Origin of the sequence: Pseudomonas sp. HY2-MNA-CIBAN-0224, from assembly GCF_040310285.1 — a bacterium.
In the GTDB taxonomy this organism is placed as follows: domain Bacteria; phylum Pseudomonadota; class Gammaproteobacteria; order Pseudomonadales; family Pseudomonadaceae; genus Aquipseudomonas; species Aquipseudomonas helleri.
In genome coordinates this window covers 1-16,504 of the sequence record NZ_JBEOPQ010000016.1, presented here as the reverse complement: position 1 = coordinate 16,504, position 16,504 = coordinate 1, and the positions used below count along the sequence as shown (strand labels likewise).

The 16,504-nt window shown below is 58.8% G+C and carries 15 protein-coding genes; 10 read left to right on the top strand and 5 right to left on the bottom strand.

Translation table 11 applies throughout. The annotated features are described in order from the left end of the window. Positions 1 to 111 precede the first annotated feature (111 nt). From AAEZ03_RS10210 to gap, 4 genes are all read right to left on the bottom strand, one after another. Positions 112 to 1,080, bottom strand: a complete 969-nt coding sequence (locus tag AAEZ03_RS10210) for a FecR family protein (protein ID WP_123749768.1) — start codon at positions 1,078 to 1,080, stop codon at positions 112 to 114. 50 nt (positions 1,081 to 1,130) lie between these two features. Then, entirely contained in the window at positions 1,131 to 1,649 is a 519-nt protein-coding gene (locus AAEZ03_RS10205) for an RNA polymerase sigma factor (RefSeq protein ID WP_048367959.1), read from the bottom strand. A 203-nt stretch (positions 1,650 to 1,852) separates the two neighbouring features. Continuing rightward, entirely contained in the window at positions 1,853 to 2,317 is a 465-nt protein-coding gene (locus AAEZ03_RS10200) for a methylglyoxal synthase (RefSeq protein WP_350578239.1), read from the bottom strand. A gap of 4 nt (positions 2,318 to 2,321) precedes the next feature. After that, a complete protein-coding gene (gene gap, locus AAEZ03_RS10195; protein WP_262125098.1) occupies positions 2,322 to 3,323 on the bottom strand; it encodes a type I glyceraldehyde-3-phosphate dehydrogenase in 1,002 nt (333 codons plus the stop codon). 207 nt (positions 3,324 to 3,530) lie between these two features. On the opposite strand from gap, the gene edd reads away from it, so the two are divergent. From edd to AAEZ03_RS10175, 4 genes are all read left to right on the top strand, one after another. After that, complete coding sequence (gene edd / locus AAEZ03_RS10190) at positions 3,531 to 5,357, top strand: phosphogluconate dehydratase (protein ID WP_350578237.1); 1,827 nt, start codon at positions 3,531 to 3,533, stop codon at positions 5,355 to 5,357. Further along, positions 5,354 to 6,310: a glucokinase gene (locus tag AAEZ03_RS10185; protein ID WP_350578235.1), complete on the top strand. Its 957-nt coding sequence runs from the start codon at positions 5,354 to 5,356 to the stop codon at positions 6,308 to 6,310. Before edd ends, AAEZ03_RS10185 begins: the two co-directional genes overlap by 4 nt. Positions 6,311 to 6,468: 158 nt before the next feature. Further along, entirely contained in the window at positions 6,469 to 7,200 is a 732-nt protein-coding gene (locus AAEZ03_RS10180; RefSeq protein ID WP_350578233.1) for a response regulator, read from the top strand. Beyond that, positions 7,190 to 8,650, top strand: a complete 1,461-nt coding sequence (locus AAEZ03_RS10175) for an ATP-binding protein (RefSeq protein ID WP_123749772.1) — start codon at positions 7,190 to 7,192, stop codon at positions 8,648 to 8,650. The genes AAEZ03_RS10180 and AAEZ03_RS10175 overlap by 11 nt, the downstream gene beginning before the upstream one ends. On the opposite strand, the gene AAEZ03_RS10170 is transcribed toward AAEZ03_RS10175, so the two are convergent. Next, positions 8,619 to 9,266, bottom strand: coding sequence for an AP2 domain-containing protein (locus AAEZ03_RS10170; RefSeq protein WP_350578230.1), 648 nt, complete (start codon positions 9,264 to 9,266; stop codon positions 8,619 to 8,621). The two genes, AAEZ03_RS10175 and AAEZ03_RS10170, sit on opposite strands and share 32 nt — an antisense overlap. 351 nt (positions 9,267 to 9,617) lie before the next feature. On the opposite strand from AAEZ03_RS10170, the gene AAEZ03_RS10165 reads away from it, so the two are divergent. From AAEZ03_RS10165 to AAEZ03_RS10140, 6 genes are all read left to right on the top strand, one after another. Continuing rightward, complete coding sequence (locus AAEZ03_RS10165; protein WP_048367943.1) at positions 9,618 to 10,904, top strand: ABC transporter substrate-binding protein; 1,287 nt, start codon at positions 9,618 to 9,620, stop codon at positions 10,902 to 10,904. A 116-nt stretch (positions 10,905 to 11,020) separates the two neighbouring features. Then, positions 11,021 to 11,929, top strand: a complete 909-nt coding sequence (locus AAEZ03_RS10160) for a carbohydrate ABC transporter permease (protein ID WP_123749774.1) — start codon at positions 11,021 to 11,023, stop codon at positions 11,927 to 11,929. Then, complete coding sequence (locus AAEZ03_RS10155; protein WP_350578226.1) at positions 11,922 to 12,767, top strand: carbohydrate ABC transporter permease; 846 nt, start codon at positions 11,922 to 11,924, stop codon at positions 12,765 to 12,767. Before AAEZ03_RS10160 ends, AAEZ03_RS10155 begins: the two co-directional genes overlap by 8 nt. 2 nt (positions 12,768 to 12,769) lie before the next feature. Beyond that, positions 12,770 to 13,933 carry an ABC transporter ATP-binding protein gene (locus tag AAEZ03_RS10150; RefSeq protein WP_350578223.1) on the top strand — a complete coding sequence of 388 codons (1,164 nt, stop codon included), beginning with the start codon at positions 12,770 to 12,772 and terminating at the stop codon, positions 13,931 to 13,933. 93 nt (positions 13,934 to 14,026) lie between these two features. Further along, positions 14,027 to 15,376 carry a carbohydrate porin gene (locus AAEZ03_RS10145; RefSeq protein WP_048367935.1) on the top strand — a complete coding sequence of 450 codons (1,350 nt, stop codon included), beginning with the start codon at positions 14,027 to 14,029 and terminating at the stop codon, positions 15,374 to 15,376. Positions 15,377 to 15,517: 141 nt separating this feature from the next. Continuing rightward, the gene (locus tag AAEZ03_RS10140) at positions 15,518 to 16,381 is read left to right on the top strand and encodes a D-hexose-6-phosphate mutarotase (protein ID WP_048367934.1); all 864 of its coding nucleotides are present in this window, start codon (positions 15,518 to 15,520) and stop codon (positions 16,379 to 16,381) included. The last annotated feature ends 123 nt before the right edge of the window (positions 16,382 to 16,504 follow it).

Here is a 16,504-nt window from a genome sequence, read left to right as displayed (position 1 = left end):
AAGTCTTGTAGTTGCGAAGCTGACTCAAAATGCGAATCAGTTGCATTGATCACAACGAGACGAATGACCTTGGGCTATCGAGTAAAAAAAGATGCGATTAAACGAGTTTTTTTAATTAAGGATGACCAGCGCCGGGTATTCCGAGAGGCGGCTGGAGGTGATGTGGGCCAGCGAGCGCACGATATCCAGTGGCTGATCCAGCCGGTAGTTGCCGGTGACGGCCACGTTGGCGAGCTTTTCGTTGTTGTTGACGATCCAGCCGGGGTAGTAGCGGCGCACTTCATCGAGCACTTTGCTCATCGGGCAGTTTTCAAACACCAATCGGCCTTGCACCCAGGCAAGGTCGGTTTGGGGGTTGAGTGTAGTGGGGCGGCCGAAGCCGTTCGGGCCAATGCTGACGCTGTTACCCGCGGACAAACGCATTTGTGTGCCGACACTGTTTACCCGCAAGTCCACATCCCCGCGCTGTACCCGCACTTGCGCTTCGCCATTGAAGTAGCTCACCGCAAACGCGGTGTCACGCACGCTGACGCGCACCGGGCCGGCATCCACCACCATGGGCAGTTCAAGGTTGGCCGGGACTTCAAAAAAGGCTTCTCCCTGCAACAACCGGGCGCGGGCCTGGGTATTCACCACTTTGCTGGAAAATGCCGAATTGGTATTGAGCAGCACTTTGGAGCCGTCTTCGAGCTGCAGGCGCTGGCGCTCGCCCACCACCGTCAGGTGATCTGCCTGAAGGCGCAGCGGCACGTTGGTATAGCTACCGACTGTCAGTACCAGCACAGCTGCCGCAGCCACGTGCTTCCAATGCCGGCTGATACGCCGCAGCACGCCGGGTTTGCGCCGGGTTTGCAGGGTTTGCGCAGCATGCAGCACCGGTTGCCCGTTCCAGATGGCGTTGGCCTTGGCAAACGCCCTGGCGTGCGCCGGGTCGGCATTCAGCCACTGCTCAAACACGATTTTCTGTTCGTCGCTCGCACACTCAAGGGTGATCAGCCAATCCAGTGCCTGATCCATGGCGCTGTCGTGCAGCACCTCGTGCGCCGGGTCGGGCGCAGCAGATTTGTGAGTGTCCGTCACAGAGGTTCCTTGGCAGTTTCAGGGCGTTCGCGTGGCATTGAAGGGCAAGGTTAAGGCCGATTCAGCCTGTCGGCTACCCCGATGCAGATCGCCATGATCAATTTGAGTTCCTTTTGAACGGTACTCAACGACACGTCAAGTTCTTCGGCGATCTCTTGATAACTGCAGCCATGCAGCCGGCTGAGGATAAAAATCCGCTGCTGACGTGCGCTTAACTGGCTCAGGCTCACACTCAAACGCTCCAGTAATTGCGCTGCTTGGTGGGCTTCTTCCGGGGTGCTGTGGGTAGACGCAATGCCCTCAAGCACCTCGATCGGTACATCTTCAACCACCGTACGCGCCTGAATGCGTCGCGAGCGCAGGTGATCGAGCGCCAGATTGCGCGCGGTCTGGTAGACAAACGGTTCCAAGTGCTCGACCGAACGCTCGTTCAAGGCGCGGGTAACCCGCAGGTAAGTCTCTTGCAGCAAGTCTTCGGCGGTGCTGGGGTTATTCACCATCCGCTGTAACGTGCGCAGCAAGGTCACCCGCTGAGTAAGGAAGACTTGATTGAACTGGGACTGACTCACAGCACTACCCGACCGATTTTGAGCGAATGATAATGCTTATCATCTGTGTGTTTGGTCAAGTGATGTTTTGAGTTTGTTGCTTGGGCAGTTCAGTCTGTGGGAGTGGGCTTGCTCGCGATTGGGGCGACGCGGTCTGAGGGTTGACCGAGTCGATCCTCTTCGCGAGCAAGCCCGCTCCCACAAGATGTGTGTTTTATTCCAGGTTAAACCCGGCCTTTCAAATAAGCGGCGTAATCGGGAATGCGGTGTTCGTGCGGCTGGTTCATCAGGGGGCTGCTGAGCAAATAGTCAGCGGTGCATTCATTGCTCGCCACCGGAATGTTCCACACTGCCGCCACGCGCAGCAGGGCCTTGATGTCCGGGTCGTGGGGCTGTGGCTCGAACGGGTCCCAGAAAAACACCAGCATGTTGATTTTCTGCTCGGCGATCTGCGCCCCCACTTGTTGATCACCGCCCAGCGGGCCGCTGATCATGCTTTCAATCGGCAACCCCAGGCGCTTGCTCAATAACAGGCCGGTGGTGCCCGTTGCGCACAAGTCATGCTGGCTGAGCGCGGCCTTGTGGCGTTCGGCCCAGTCCAGCAAAAACCCTTTGCAGTGATCATGCGCCACCAGGGCGATGCGCTTACGCGCCGCCAAGGTAGCCGTGGTGAAGCTGATACCGATCATCGCGTCACTCCGCGTTGTGCAGCGCCAGGCAGTTGTCGAGCATACGGTTGGAGAAGCCCCACTCGTTGTCGTACCACGCCAGCACTTTGAGCAGCTTGCCGCTGACCTTGGTGTGGTTGGCGTCAAAGATCGACGACAGCGGGTTGTGGTTGAAGTCGCTGGAAACCAGCGGCAGGCTGTTGTAACCCAATACCTTGGAGTGCTGGCTGGCTTCTTTAAACACCGCGTTCACTTCTGCCGCCGTGACTTCGCGCGTCAGTTCAACGGTCAGGTCGACCAGCGACACGTTGATCACCGGCACGCGTACCGCCATGCCGGTCAGCTTGCCGGCCAGCTCTGGCAGCACCAGGCCTACGGCTTCGGCGGCGCCGGTTTTGCTCGGGATCATGTTCTGCGTGGCCGAACGCGCGCGGTACGGGTCGGTGTGATAAACATCGGTCAGGTTCTGGTCATTGGTATAGGCGTGGATGGTAGTCATCAGGCCGTTGGCAATGCCGAACTCGCGGTTGAGGATTTGCGCCACAGGCGCCAGGCAGTTGGTGGTGCACGATGCGTTAGAAATGATTTGATGCGATTGGCGCAGAATGTCGTGGTTGACGCCATAGACCACCGTCGCATCGGCATTTTTACCCGGCGCCGAGATAATCACCTTACGCGCACCGGCCGTAATGTGCGCCTCTGCTTTACTGCGCTCGGTGAAGAAGCCGGTGCACTCAAATACCACATCAACCTTCAGGTCGGCCCAGGGCAGTTCAGCCGGATTACGGATGGCGGTCACCGCAATTCGGTCACCATTGACCGTCAGACTTTCCTGATCATGCTCAACAGTGGCATCGAACGTGCCGTGAACGGTGTCGTACTTGAGCAGGTGAGCGTTGATCGAACTGTCGCCCAGATCGTTAATGGCGACGATCTGCAAGTCCTGTCGGTAGCCTTGGGTATACAGTGCTCGCAGGACGTTACGGCCGATCCGGCCAAAACCATTGATTGCGATTCGTAATGTCATGGACAGCACCTGTCATCAATTTGTTGTTGGAATTACAAGATTATTCTCATAAAAATAGAAAACAAGCCATTTAAGTGGCAATATTTTGTTTTATCTACAACGAGTGACCTGAATCAACGGGTCCGAACGACTGAGCACGCGTCTGCGAGCCTCAGTCAGCATAGGACACGCACAGGTCGCCACATCCGTTAGCCTGGAGTTCAACACATGCATCCCCGCGTTCTTGAAGTCACCGAGCGTCTTATTGCCCGCAGTCGAGCTACCCGCGAGGCGTACCTGACGCTTATTCGTGATGCGGCCAGTGACGGACCGCAACGCGGCAAGCTGCAATGTGCCAACTTTGCCCATGGCGTGGCCGGATGTGGCACAGAAGACAAAAACACCCTCAAACTGATGAACGCCGCCAACGTGGCAATTGTTTCGTCATATAACGACATGCTCTCGGCGCATCAGCCTTACGAGCACTTCCCGGAGCAGATCAAGCAAGCCCTGCGTGAAATGGGCTCTGTGGGCCAGTTCGCGGGCGGCACCCCGGCCATGTGCGACGGCGTGACCCAAGGCGAGGCCGGCATGGAACTGAGCCTGTTGAGCCGCGAAGTGATCGCGCTGTCGACCGCCGTGGCGCTGTCGCACAACATGTTCGACGCCGCTTTGATGCTGGGCATTTGCGACAAAATCGTGCCGGGCCTGCTGATGGGCGCGCTGCGCTTCGGTCATCTGCCGACCATCTTTGTACCGGGCGGGCCAATGCCGTCGGGCATTTCCAACAAAGAAAAAGCCGACGTACGCCAGCGCTACGCTGAAGGCAAAGCCAGCCGCGAAGAGCTGCTGGAATCCGAGATGAAGTCCTATCACAGCCCCGGCACCTGCACCTTTTACGGCACCGCCAACACCAACCAGTTGCTGATGGAAGTGATGGGCCTGCATTTGCCGGGTGCTTCTTTCGTCAATCCTTACACGCCATTGCGCGATGCCCTGACTCGCGAAGCGGCGCATCAAGTCACCCGTCTGACCCAGCAAAACGGTAACTTCACCCCGTTGGGCGAGATCGTGGACGAGCGTTCTCTGGTCAACTCCATCGTCGCCTTGCACGCGACTGGCGGCTCCACCAACCACACCCTGCACATGCCGGCGATTGCCATGGCAGCGGGTATTCAGTTGACCTGGCAAGACATGGCCGACCTGTCCGAGGTGGTGCCAACCCTGTCCCATGTGTATCCAAACGGCAAAGCCGACATCAACCACTTCCAGGCCGCTGGCGGCATGGCGTTCTTGATTCGCGAACTGCTCGAAGCCGGGTTGTTGCACGAAAACGTCAACACCGTGGCCGGTTACGGCTTGAGCCGCTACACCCGCGAACCGTTCCTCGTGGATGGCCAACTGGTCTGGCGTGAAGGCCCGATCGAAAGCCTCGACGAGACCATCTTGCGCCCGGTGGCCCGTGCGTTTTCAGCCGAGGGTGGCCTGCGGGTGATGGAAGGCAACCTGGGGCGCGGGGTCATGAAGGTGTCGGCGGTTGCGCCGGAGCACCAGATTGTCGAAGCCCCGGCGCGGGTATTCCAGGACCAGCAGCAACTGGCCGATGCCTTCAAGGCCGGTGAACTGGAACGCGACTTTGTCGCCGTGATGCGCTTTCAGGGCCCGCGCTCCAATGGCATGCCAGAGCTGCACAAGATGACCCCATTCCTGGGCGTGCTGCAGGATCGCGGCTTCAAAGTGGCGCTGATCACCGACGGGCGCATGTCCGGTGCGTCGGGCAAAATCCCGGCGGCGATTCACGTCAGCCCCGAGGCGGAAGTGGGCGGCGCGCTGGCGCGGGTCCAGGACGGTGACCTGATTCGCGTCGATGGTGTAAAAGGCACGTTGCAACTGTTGGTGGATGAGGCAGAATTCGCCGCACGCACCCCGGCTGTCGGCACCTTGAGCAATGCCGTCGGTACCGGGCGCGAGTTGTTTGCGTTTATGCGTCAGGCCTTCAGTTCGGCCGAGCAGGGCGCGAGTACCTTTACCTCGTCTCTGGAATCCCTGAAATGAAACTCGCCCTCGTCGGTGATATTGGTGGCACTAACGCCCGTTTTGCTCTCTGGGAAGACGAGCAATTGCGTTCAGTCAGCGTGTTGGCCACGGCCGATTACGCGTGCCCGGAAGACGCAATCAAGGTTTACCTCAATGAGTTGAACCTGGCGCTCGGAGCGGTGGGTTCGGTGTGCCTGTCGGTGGCCGGGCCGGTGAGCGGCGACGAGTTTCGCTTTACCAACAACCATTGGCGCTTGAGCCGGTCGGCGTTTTGCGAAACCTTGCAAGTCGATCACCTGCTGCTGATCAATGACTTCAGCGCCATGGCGCTGGGCATGACGCGCCTGCAACCCGAAGACGTGCGCCAGGTGTGCCCCGGCATTGCCGATCCGGCGCGCCCGGCGGTGGTTATCGGGCCAGGCACGGGGCTGGGCGTAGGCACCTTGCTCAACCTGGGCGACGAGCAATGGATGGCCTTGCCGGGGGAGGGCGGCCACGTCGACCTGCCCATGAGCAACCCGCGTGAAGTGCAGTTGTGGCAGCACATCTACAACGAAATCGGCCACGTCAGCGCCGAAAGCATCTTGAGCGGCAGCGGTTTGCCGCGTGTGTATCGGGCGATCTGTGCGGTCGACGGGCATGAGCCGGTGCTGGACAGCGACCGGGCGATCACTGCGGCGGCCCTGGCGGGTGATCCGGTGGCGTTGCAGGTGCTGGAGCACTTTAGTTGCTGGCTGGGCCGTGTGGCCGGTAACAACGTGCTGACAGTCGGCGGGCGTGGCGGGGTGTACATTGTTGGTGGCGTGATCCCGCGTTTTGCCGATATTTTTGTGGCCAGCGGCTTTGCCCGAAGCTTTGCCGACAAAGGCTGCATGAGCGACTATCTCAAAGGCATCCCGGTCTGGCTGGTGACCGCACCGTACTCGGGCCTGATCGGCGCCGGCGTGGCATTGCAACAAGCGTTCGGTTGATAGGTGTAGCCGCTGCCGAAGAATGAGGCTGCGATGGGTTGCGAAGCGACCCCCGATCGGCGGTCCTGCGGCCCACATCGCAGCCTCGTACCTCGTCAGCGGCTACACAGCTTCGCCCTTTTAGAGCTATGTCATAACAACAATAAGGATCAGCGCCTGTGAGCACATCCGGCAAATCCATTTTGCTGGTCGATGATGACCAGGAAATTCGCGAGCTCCTTGATATCTACCTCACCCGTGCCGGCTTTCAAGTGCGCACCGTGGGCGACGGCGCGGGCTTCAGGCGGGCGCTTGATGAGCAGGCCAGCGATTTATTGATCCTGGACGTGATGCTGCCCGACGAAGACGGTTTTAGCTTGTGCCGCTTGGTCCGCCAACACCCGCGTTTTGCGCAAATTCCGATCATCATGCTCACCGCCAGTTCCGATGAAGCCGACCGGGTCATCGGCCTGGAACTGGGCGCTGATGACTATCTGGGCAAGCCTTTCAGCCCCCGTGAACTCCAGGCGCGCATCAAGGCCTTGTTGCGCCGTGCGCAGTTTTCCAGTGCGAGCGCCGGTCATGAAGTTATGGCGTTTGACGAGTGGCGGCTCAACACCGTGACCCATCGGCTGTTCCATACCGATGGCGAAGAGGTGATTTTGTCCGGGGCGGATTTCGCCTTGCTCAAGCTGTTTCTGGACAACCCGCAGCAGATCCTGGATCGCGACATGATCGGCAACGCCACCCGTGGCCGTGATCTGATGCCGCTGGACCGCATTGTCGACATGGCGGTCAGCCGTTTGCGCCAGCGCCTGCGCGACACCGAGAAGCCGCCACGGCTTATCCGCACGATCCGTGGCAGCGGTTACCAGTTGGCAGCTGAGGTCACCGTCGGAAATGGCCATTAAGTTTCTATCCCGCCTGCATCTCCCCCGTTCGCTGCTGGGCCGCATGTTGCTGCTGACGTTGCTGGCCATTTTGCTGGCGCAGACGTTGTCGAGTGCCATCTGGCTCTCACAATTGCGCACCACCCAGCTTGAAGGCCTGGTCAACAGTGCCCGCAGCATGGCGCACTCGATGAACGCCACGGTGACGTACTTGCGCTCCTTGCCGCTGGCCTATCGCCCGCTGGTGCTGGATCAAATGCGCAGCATGGGCGGCACGCGGTTTGTCGTCAGCCTCAATGACCGGCCGCTGGACATGCAGGTGCTACCGCCAACCCAGCGCAAACAGGCGGTGCTGGACGCCGTGGACCAAGTGCTGCGCCAGTCGCTGGGGCCTGATGTCGACCTGTCGGTGAAGTTTGTCAGCCCCCAGGACTTACGCATTTTCAACGCGGGCCTGAAGCTCGACGAGTTGCCGCGTTCGTGGGCGCACTTTGCCCTGACCCTGGAACCGGTCGACCCGCCGGTGCTGGTGACGCAGATCCAGATGGCTCAGGGCGAGTGGCTGTACATCGCCTCTTTGCTGCCCCAGCCCTACACCAGCCTTGAAGAAGAAGGGCTGCCGGCGCTGCAACTGTGGTTTATCGTGCTGAGCAGCATCTTTTTGCTGTTGTTTATCGGCGTGCTGGTGCATTGGCAAAGCCGCCCGCTCAAGCGCTTGGCGAGGGCGGCCCGTGACATGTCACTGGGCGAAGACGAGGTTCAGCCTGTCGAAGTGGGCGGTGGCAGCGAAGTGGTTGAAGTGGGGCGTGCCTTTAACACCATGCGCGCGCGCATCAGCCGGTACCTGACCGAGCGCGGTCAGTTATTCAGCGCCATCTCCCATGACCTGCGCACGCCCATCACCCGGCTGCGCTTGCGCGTGGAACTGCTGGATGACGAGCAACTGCAATACAAGTTTGGCCGCGATCTGGACGAGCTGGAAATGCTGGTCAAAGGCGCACTGCAATGCGTGAAAGACACCGACATTCACGAGAATATCGAGCCGGTAGACGTCAATACCTTGCTCGACTGTCTGATAGAACCCTATGTGCTGCCGCAGGGGAATGGCCGGGTAACGTTGCAGGGGCGAGCCACCAGCCCTTATCACGGCAAACCCCTGGCCCTGCGCCGCTGCATGGGCAACCTGATTGATAACGCGCTCAAGTACGGCACCAATGCGCACTTGCGCATAGACGACAACGAGCAAGCGTTTGTGCTGACCGTCGACGACGAGGGGCCGGGCGTGCCCGAACAGCGCCTTGAGCAGGTGTTCGAGCCACACTTTCGACTGGCCGGGCAACAGCAAGGCTACGGTCTGGGGTTGGGGATTGCGCGCAGTATCGCCCATAGCCATGGCGGTGAAGTGAGCTTGCAAAACCTGCGTGTGGGCGGTTTGCGGGTCACTTTGTACTTGCCGCGAAATGCCGACTGATGGACAGGCTGGCCTGCTCGGCGCTGATCGGCAGTATGCGTTCCATCTGCGTGCCAGAGACCTCTTGAACGGTGGGCTTGGGCTCGCGGGGCTTGTGCATGGCGGCCTTGATACGGTTCTCGCGCACGCGCCGGCTGGTCTGGCTGAAGTGATGCTGGAGCTTTTCCATGGCGACATCGTAAGGGTCGCTGCACAGGGTTAACTGCCGTTCACGTTCCTCTAGCGCCAGCTGTTTGGCCTGGTCATCGCCATATTTATCAATGCGAAAACTCTTGCTCAGGTTGTAGCCGTGAATGCGCGTGGTGGCGCGCCAGTAATCAATCTGATTGGACTGCACGCGATACACGCCGGGGTGGCCGCTGGTGTTATGCGGCATCAGGCGCTGTCGGTCTTCATAGGTGAAAGACTGCGGCATTTTCAGCACCAGTTGGTTACGCAAGTTTTCTGCGGCCTCCAGTGCAGGAATCTCGCCGCCATATTGGTCGAAAGCAAAGTGATGCACATGCACTTTGCCCGCGCGTTGAATATCGATTTTCCAGGCGTAGGGGCGACCTTCCTGATCTTTGATGGGGTAAATGAAGCAATGATTCCGGGACGTTAAGTTACGTTCTGTCATGGCTAAAATCTCCTGAGGGGGTCGGCATCCGTTCTTTTTCTACGACGATGAGTAGCAGACTCGCTGATGTTATTTGCGGGTACAACGTGGGAAAACGACTTCGGGATGCGTCCTACAGGCAATGCGGAAAAAACTGTATCTCGTGGGGATTTCAACGGTTTTGGCCTACAAGAAGGCTGACGTTGCTCATACTGAAAGATCTCAAACAGCCCCGTGGCCGCGTTCTTGAATGTCACCAGACGGTGACAAACAGACGTCTCTTCGTTACTTGAGGCGGGTGGCGCGTGGATACACTCATTGGTAGCGCAAGCAAAAGACTTGCACAGCTATAACAACAAGAAAGGGCATCTCATGAATTCATTCAATCGCCTCGCCGTCGTTATCTCTCTCGCCACACTATTCCCTCTGAGCAGCTATGCCGCCGACTCCAAAGGTTCGGTTGAGGTGGTGCACTGGTGGACGTCAGGTGGCGAAAAAGCTGCTGTCGATGTGCTGAAGGCTCAAGTTGAAAAAGACGGCTTCACCTGGAAGGACGGCGCTGTCGCCGGGGGGGGCGGTGCCACCGCGATGACCGTACTGAAAAGCCGCGCTGTGGCGGGTAACCCGCCGGGTATGGCACAGATCAAAGGGCCGGATATTCAAGAGTGGGCGTCTACCGGGCTGCTCGACACTGACGTATTGAAGACGGTCGCCAAAGACGAAAAGTGGGACAGCCTGCTCGACAAGAAAGTCTCCGACACCGTGAAGTACGACGGTGATTACGTGGCCGTGCCGGTGAATATCCACCGCGTGAACTGGCTGTGGATCAACCCGGAAGTCTTCAAAAAAGCCGGTATCGAAAAACCACCGACCACCCTCGAAGAATTCTACGCAGCCGGTGACAAGCTCAAGGCCGCGGGCTTTATTGCCCTTGCCCACGGCGGCCAGCCTTGGCAGGACAGCACCGTGTTCGAAGCGGTGGTGCTCTCGGTCATGGGCGTCGATGGCTACAAAAAAGCCCTGGTTGACCTCGACAACGACGCCCTGACCGGCCCGCAAATGGTCAAGGCGCTGACCGAGCTGAAGAAAGTCGCGACCTATATGGACGCCGATGGCAAAGGCCAGGACTGGAACCTGGAAGCGGCCAAAGTCATCAACGGCAAGGCCGGCATGCAAATCATGGGCGACTGGGCCAAGAGTGAATGGACCGCCGCCAAGAAAATCGCCGGCAAAGACTATGAGTGCGTAGCCTTCCCGGGCACTGACAAAGCCTTCACCTACAACATCGACTCTTTGGCGGTGTTCAAGGTGAAAGACGAGGGCACCAAGGCCGGTCAACAAGACATTGCCAAGGTGGCGCTGGGTGAAGACTTCCAGAAAGTCTTCAGCATCAACAAGGGCTCGATTCCGGTTCGCAACGACATGTTGAACAACATGGAAAAGCTCGGCTTTGACGCCTGTGCCCAGACCTCGGCCAAGGACTTCCTGGCTGACGCCAAGTCCGGCGGCCTGCAGCCAAGCATGGCGCACAACATGGCGACCACGCTGGCCGTGCAGGGGGCGTTCTTTGACGTAATCACCAATTACATCAACGACCCTAAAGCCGACCCGGCCGACACCGCCAAAAAACTTGGCGCAGCGATCAAGTCCGCCAAGTAACTCCACTCCTGTAGGAGCGAGCTCGCCTCGCGATCTTTTGAGGTTCTAAAAGATCGCCAGACAAGCTCGCTCCTGCCCGGAGCAGTCTCTACTTTTTCCTCGCACGGATTTCCTCCATGAGTTCTGTTGCTGCGTTCAGGAAAGTCTCGCCCTTCGATGTGTTGCAACGCTGGCTACCCAAACTGGTGCTGGCGCCGAGCATGATCATCGTGTTGGTGGGCTTCTATGGCTACATCCTGTGGACGTTCGTTCTGTCGTTCACCACCTCGACCTTTCTGCCGACCTACAAGTGGGCTGGCTTGGCGCAATACCAGCGTTTGTTCGACAACGACCGCTGGTGGGTCGCCAGCAAGAACCTGGTGGTGTTTGGCGGCATGTTTATCGGCATCACCTTGGTGATCGGCGTGACCCTGGCGGTGTTTCTCGACCAGCGCATCCGCCGCGAAGGGTTTATCCGCACGATTTATCTGTACCCGATGGCGCTGTCGATGATCGTCACCGGTACCGCCTGGAAATGGCTGCTGAACCCCGGCATGGGTCTGGACAAGCTGCTGCGTGACTGGGGCTGGCAAGGTTTTCGCCTCGACTGGCTGATCGACCCTGACCGCGTGGTGTATTGCCTGGTCATCGCCGCTGTCTGGCAAGCCTCGGGTTTTATCATGGCCATGTTTCTCGCGGGCCTGCGTGGGGTGGATCAATCGATCATCCGTGCCGCGCAGATCGATGGCGCAAGCTTGCCGCGCATTTACTGGAAAGTGGTGCTGCCGAGCCTGCGTCCGGTGTTTTTCAGTGCGGTGATGATCCTCGCGCATATCGCGATCAAGAGCTTTGACCTGGTGGCGGCGATGACTGCCGGTGGCCCGGGCTACTCGTCAGATTTACCGGCCATGTTCATGTACTCCTTCACCTTCAGTCGCGGCCAGATGGGCATGGGCTCGGCCAGTGCGATTCTGATGCTCGGGGCGATTCTCGCGATCATCGTGCCTTACCTGTATTCCGAGCTGAGGGCCAAGCGAAATGACTAGTCTGACCGGCAAACGCTCACTAAGCCTGAGCCGCATCGCGATCTACGCGGTGCTGATTGTAGCGGTATTGCTGTATTTGGTGCCTTTGCTGGTGATGCTGCTGACCAGTTTCAAAACCCCGGAAGACATCAGCACCGGCAACTTGCTGAGCTGGCCGAGCGTGGTTACCGGCATTGGCTGGGTCAAGGCCTGGGCCACCGTTGACGGTTACTTCTGGAACTCGATCAAGATCACCGTTCCGGCGGTACTGGCTTCGACCGCCATCGGCGCGTTGAACGGCTACGTGCTGTCGATGTGGCGCTTTCGCGGTTCGCAGTTGTTTTTCGGCTTACTGTTGTTTGGCTGCTTCCTGCCGTTTCAAACGGTGCTGCTGCCAGCCTCGTTCACCCTCGGCAAGATGGGCCTGGCCAGCACTACCACGGGCTTGGTGATCGTGCACATCGTGTACGGGCTGGCGTTCACCACCCTGTTTTTCCGTAACTACTACGTCAGCATTCCTGACGCACTGGTGAAGGCTGCACGTCTGGATGGCGCGGGTTTTTTCACGATCTTTCGGCGGATCATTCTGCCGATGTCGACCCCGATCATCATGGTCTGTCTGATTTGGCAGTTCACCCAGATCTGGAACGACTTCCTGTTCGGTGTGGTGTTTTCCAGCGGTGATTCCCAGCCCATTACTGTGGCGCTGAACAACCTGGTCAACACCAGCACCGGGGTCAAGGAATACAACGTGGACATGGCGGCGGCGATGATCGCCGGGCTGCCGACCCTGCTGGTCTATGTGGTCGCAGGCAAGTATTTCGTGCGCGGGCTGACGGCCGGCGCGGTCAAGGGGTAATCATGGCAACGCTCGAGCTTCGTAACGTAAACAAGACCTATGGTGCTGGCCTGCCAGACACCCTCAAGAACATTGAACTGTCGATCAAGGACGGCGAGTTTTTGATCCTGGTCGGGCCCTCGGGCTGCGGCAAATCGACGCTGATGAACTGCATCGCGGGCCTTGAGAACATCACTGGCGGCGCGATCATGATTGACGATCAGGACGTCAGCGGCATGAGCCCCAAGGATCGTGACATCGCCATGGTGTTCCAGTCTTACGCGCTGTACCCGACCATGAGCGTGCGCGAGAACATCGAGTTCGGCCTCAAGATCCGCAAGATGGCCCAGTCGGCCATTGACGAAGAAGTCGCGCGGGTCGCCAAGCTGTTGCAGATCGAGCACTTGCTCAATCGCAAGCCCGGCCAGTTGTCCGGTGGTCAGCAGCAGCGGGTGGCGATGGGGCGTGCGCTGGCACGTCGGCCCAAGATCTACCTGTTCGATGAACCGCTGTCCAACCTCGACGCCAAGCTGCGGGTCGAGATGCGTACTGAAATGAAACTGATGCACCAGCGTCTGAAGACCACCACCGTCTACGTGACCCACGACCAGATCGAAGCCATGACCCTGGGCGACAAGGTTGCGGTGATGAAGGACGGCATCATTCAGCAGTTCGGCACCCCCAAGCAGATCTACAACGACCCGGCCAACCTGTTCGTCGCCAGTTTCATCGGTTCGCCGCCAATGAATTTCATTGGTCTACGCTTGAAGCGTCAGGACGGCCGCTTGATGGCCGTGCTAGACAGCGGGCAGGCACGTTGTGAGTTGCCGCTGGGGGTGCAGGACGCAGGGCTTGAAGAGCGGGATGTCATCGTGGGGATTCGTCCCGAGCAGATCATGCTGGCACCCCATGAGCCCAATGGCCTGCCCACGCTTCGTGCCGAAGTCAAAGTGACCGAGCCCACCGGGCCGGACACGCTGGTGTTCGTCCAGCTTAATGACGTCAAAGTGTGCTGCCGCCTGGCACCTGATGTTGCGCCGCAAGTGGGCGAGAGCCTGAACCTGCAGTTCGATCCGGCCAAGGTACTGCTGTTTGATGCCCAGACAGGTGAGCGTTTAGGTGTTGGCGCTGCGTTACCCGCCCAAGACAGCCGGGGCGATAACGTCGCCCAATTCAAAGGACGCTAAAGCTACACTCAAGGACGCGTGTTGTTTCTGGCTGAAGATGTTGTAAACCGCGTTAGATAAAAACAGTTAATAACAAAAGACGAGGATTTTGGGATGAAAAAGCAACACGGCAATACCCGGTTGTTCTGCCAGCTGTCAGCGGCCGCCGTGCTGGTTATGTCTGCCAATGCGATGGCAGACGAAGCGTTCAGTGCCGATTCAAAATGGATGACCGGGGATTGGGGGGGCGAGCGGACCAAGCTCATCGAACAGGGCATCGACATTAAAGCTGATTATGTCGGTGAAGTAGGCGCCAACCTGCATGGCGGCTACAACAACAATAAAACTGCGCGTTACAGCGACCAGTTTGGCCTGGGCGTGGCGCTGGACCTGCAAAAGCTCTGGGGCTGGGATAACACCCAAGCCAAGATCCAGCTCACCAACCGTAACGGTGAGAACATCTCCAACGACCGTATCGGCGATCCGCGTGCCGGCACCTTGAGTTCTTCGCAAGAAGTCTACGGCCGTGGGCACATGGTGCGACTGACCCAGTTGTACATCCAGCATCAGTTCCTCGACGGCAAGCTCGACGTCAAAGCCGGTTACTTCGGTGAAGGCGAAGACTTCAACACCTTCCCGTGCGAGTTCCAGAACCTGGCGTTCTGCGGGTCTCAGGTGGGTAACTGGGCAACCAACATCTGGTACAACTGGCCGGTCAGCCAGGCGGCTCTGCGCGTGAAGTACAACATCACGCCTGAGTTTTACGCGCAGATCGGTGCCTACAACCAGAATCCGTCGCAACTGGAGCACGGCAACGGCTTCAAACTCAACGGCAGTGGCACCAAAGGTACGGTCTTACCGGTCGAGCTGGTCTGGTCGCCCAAAGTCAACAACCTGCCGGGCGAATACCGCATCGGTTACTACAAAAGCTCGGCCCCTGCGCCTGACCTGCGTGAAGACATCAACGGCCAGGACGCAGCCACCACCGGCCAACCGTACCGCATGCATGACAGCAAGCACGGTTACTGGCTGGTTGTGCAGCAACAACTCACCAGCCACAACGGTGATGCGTCGCGCGGCCTGAACGTCGCCGCCAACGCAACCTTCCATGACAAGGCCACCAACATCGTCGACAACTACCAGTCGCTGATGTTTGTGTACAAAGGCCCGTTCGATGCGCGTCCAAAAGATGACATCGGCATTGGCTTTGCCCGCATCCACGTTAACGATCAAGTGAAGAAAAACGCTGAACTGGCCAACGTCGCCAATGATGTCACCAACTACGACAGCCTGTCGTACTCGCCGCTGCGCGACACCGAGTACAACTACGAGCTCAACTACGGTATCCACGTGACCAATTGGCTGACCGTGCGTCCCAACTTGCAGTACATCACCCACCCCGGTGGCGTGGACAAAGTGGATAACGCATTGGTGGCCGGTTTGAAAATTCAGTCGGTCTTCTAACGGTTGTTGCGATAAGCTCCTTTTCGTTATGCGTATTTTCCGGATAGCCTGTGCTATCCGGTTTTTTTTGGGGAGGGTGCTTTGATGCAGACGAGGCCGTTTCCAAAGGGTTGGACGACATGATTTTCAGGACTGTGGGACATGCATGAGCATCCGCTTCACCGTTTTTTCAAATCAAAGCGTGAGCAGCCGATTTTCCAGTGGGAGCGTTTTCAGCAACGCGACGTACTGGTCATCGACCACCCGCACTGTCAGGCCGTGTTCAGTCGTCAAGGTGCGCAGTTGCTGCACTTCAAGCCGACCGGGCAAAAGCCCTGGTTGTGGTGCGCGGCTAAATGGCCTCAAGTGGGGGCGATCCGTGGTGGCGTGCCGATCTTTTGGCCGTGGTACGGGCGCCATCCCAGCGAAAATGCCTGGCCGTCCCATGGCTGGGCGCGGCTGATCGACTGGAAACTGCTGGACAGCAGCACCGACGAAGAAGGTGTTTCGCTGCACTGGCGTTTGCAGTTGTGCGACTGGCAGGTTGATCTGCACGCCCGGCTGGGCGAAAGCATGGAACTGCGCCTGAGCACCGAGCACCAGGACGACGAACCTTGCCAGGTCAGCCAGGCGTTGCGGGCTTATTGGCGGATTGGAGACGTGGCTGAGGTAGCGCTGTCTGGGCTTGATGGTGTGCGCGGTTACGACCAGCTCAATCGCGAGGCGTGCCAGCAAAAAGGTGAACTGCGGGTGGTGGGTGGATGCCAGCGTGTGTTCCAGCACGAAGGCGAAATGCAGCTAAACGACCACGCTTGGCAGCGTGCTTTAAGCATCGACACCGGCGATCATGCCAACACCGTGGTCTGGCACCCGGGCAAGCGGCCGTTGCTGGGCGTGAGCTGGAATGAAGTGATGGGGTTTGTCTGTGTCGAATCCGCCAGCACTGGCGCCCAGACCCAAAGCCTGGCCCCCGGCGAACAAGCGCACCTGAGCTTGCAGGCGCGGGCAGGGCTGTGTAACGCCTGACCCACAAAAAACTGTAGGAGCGAGCTTGCTCGCGATCTTTTAAAAGATCAAAAGATCGCGAGCCAGCTCGCCCCGACACAGGCCAAAAGGGGCGGATGTAAACCACCCGGGCCGGCCGCGGCA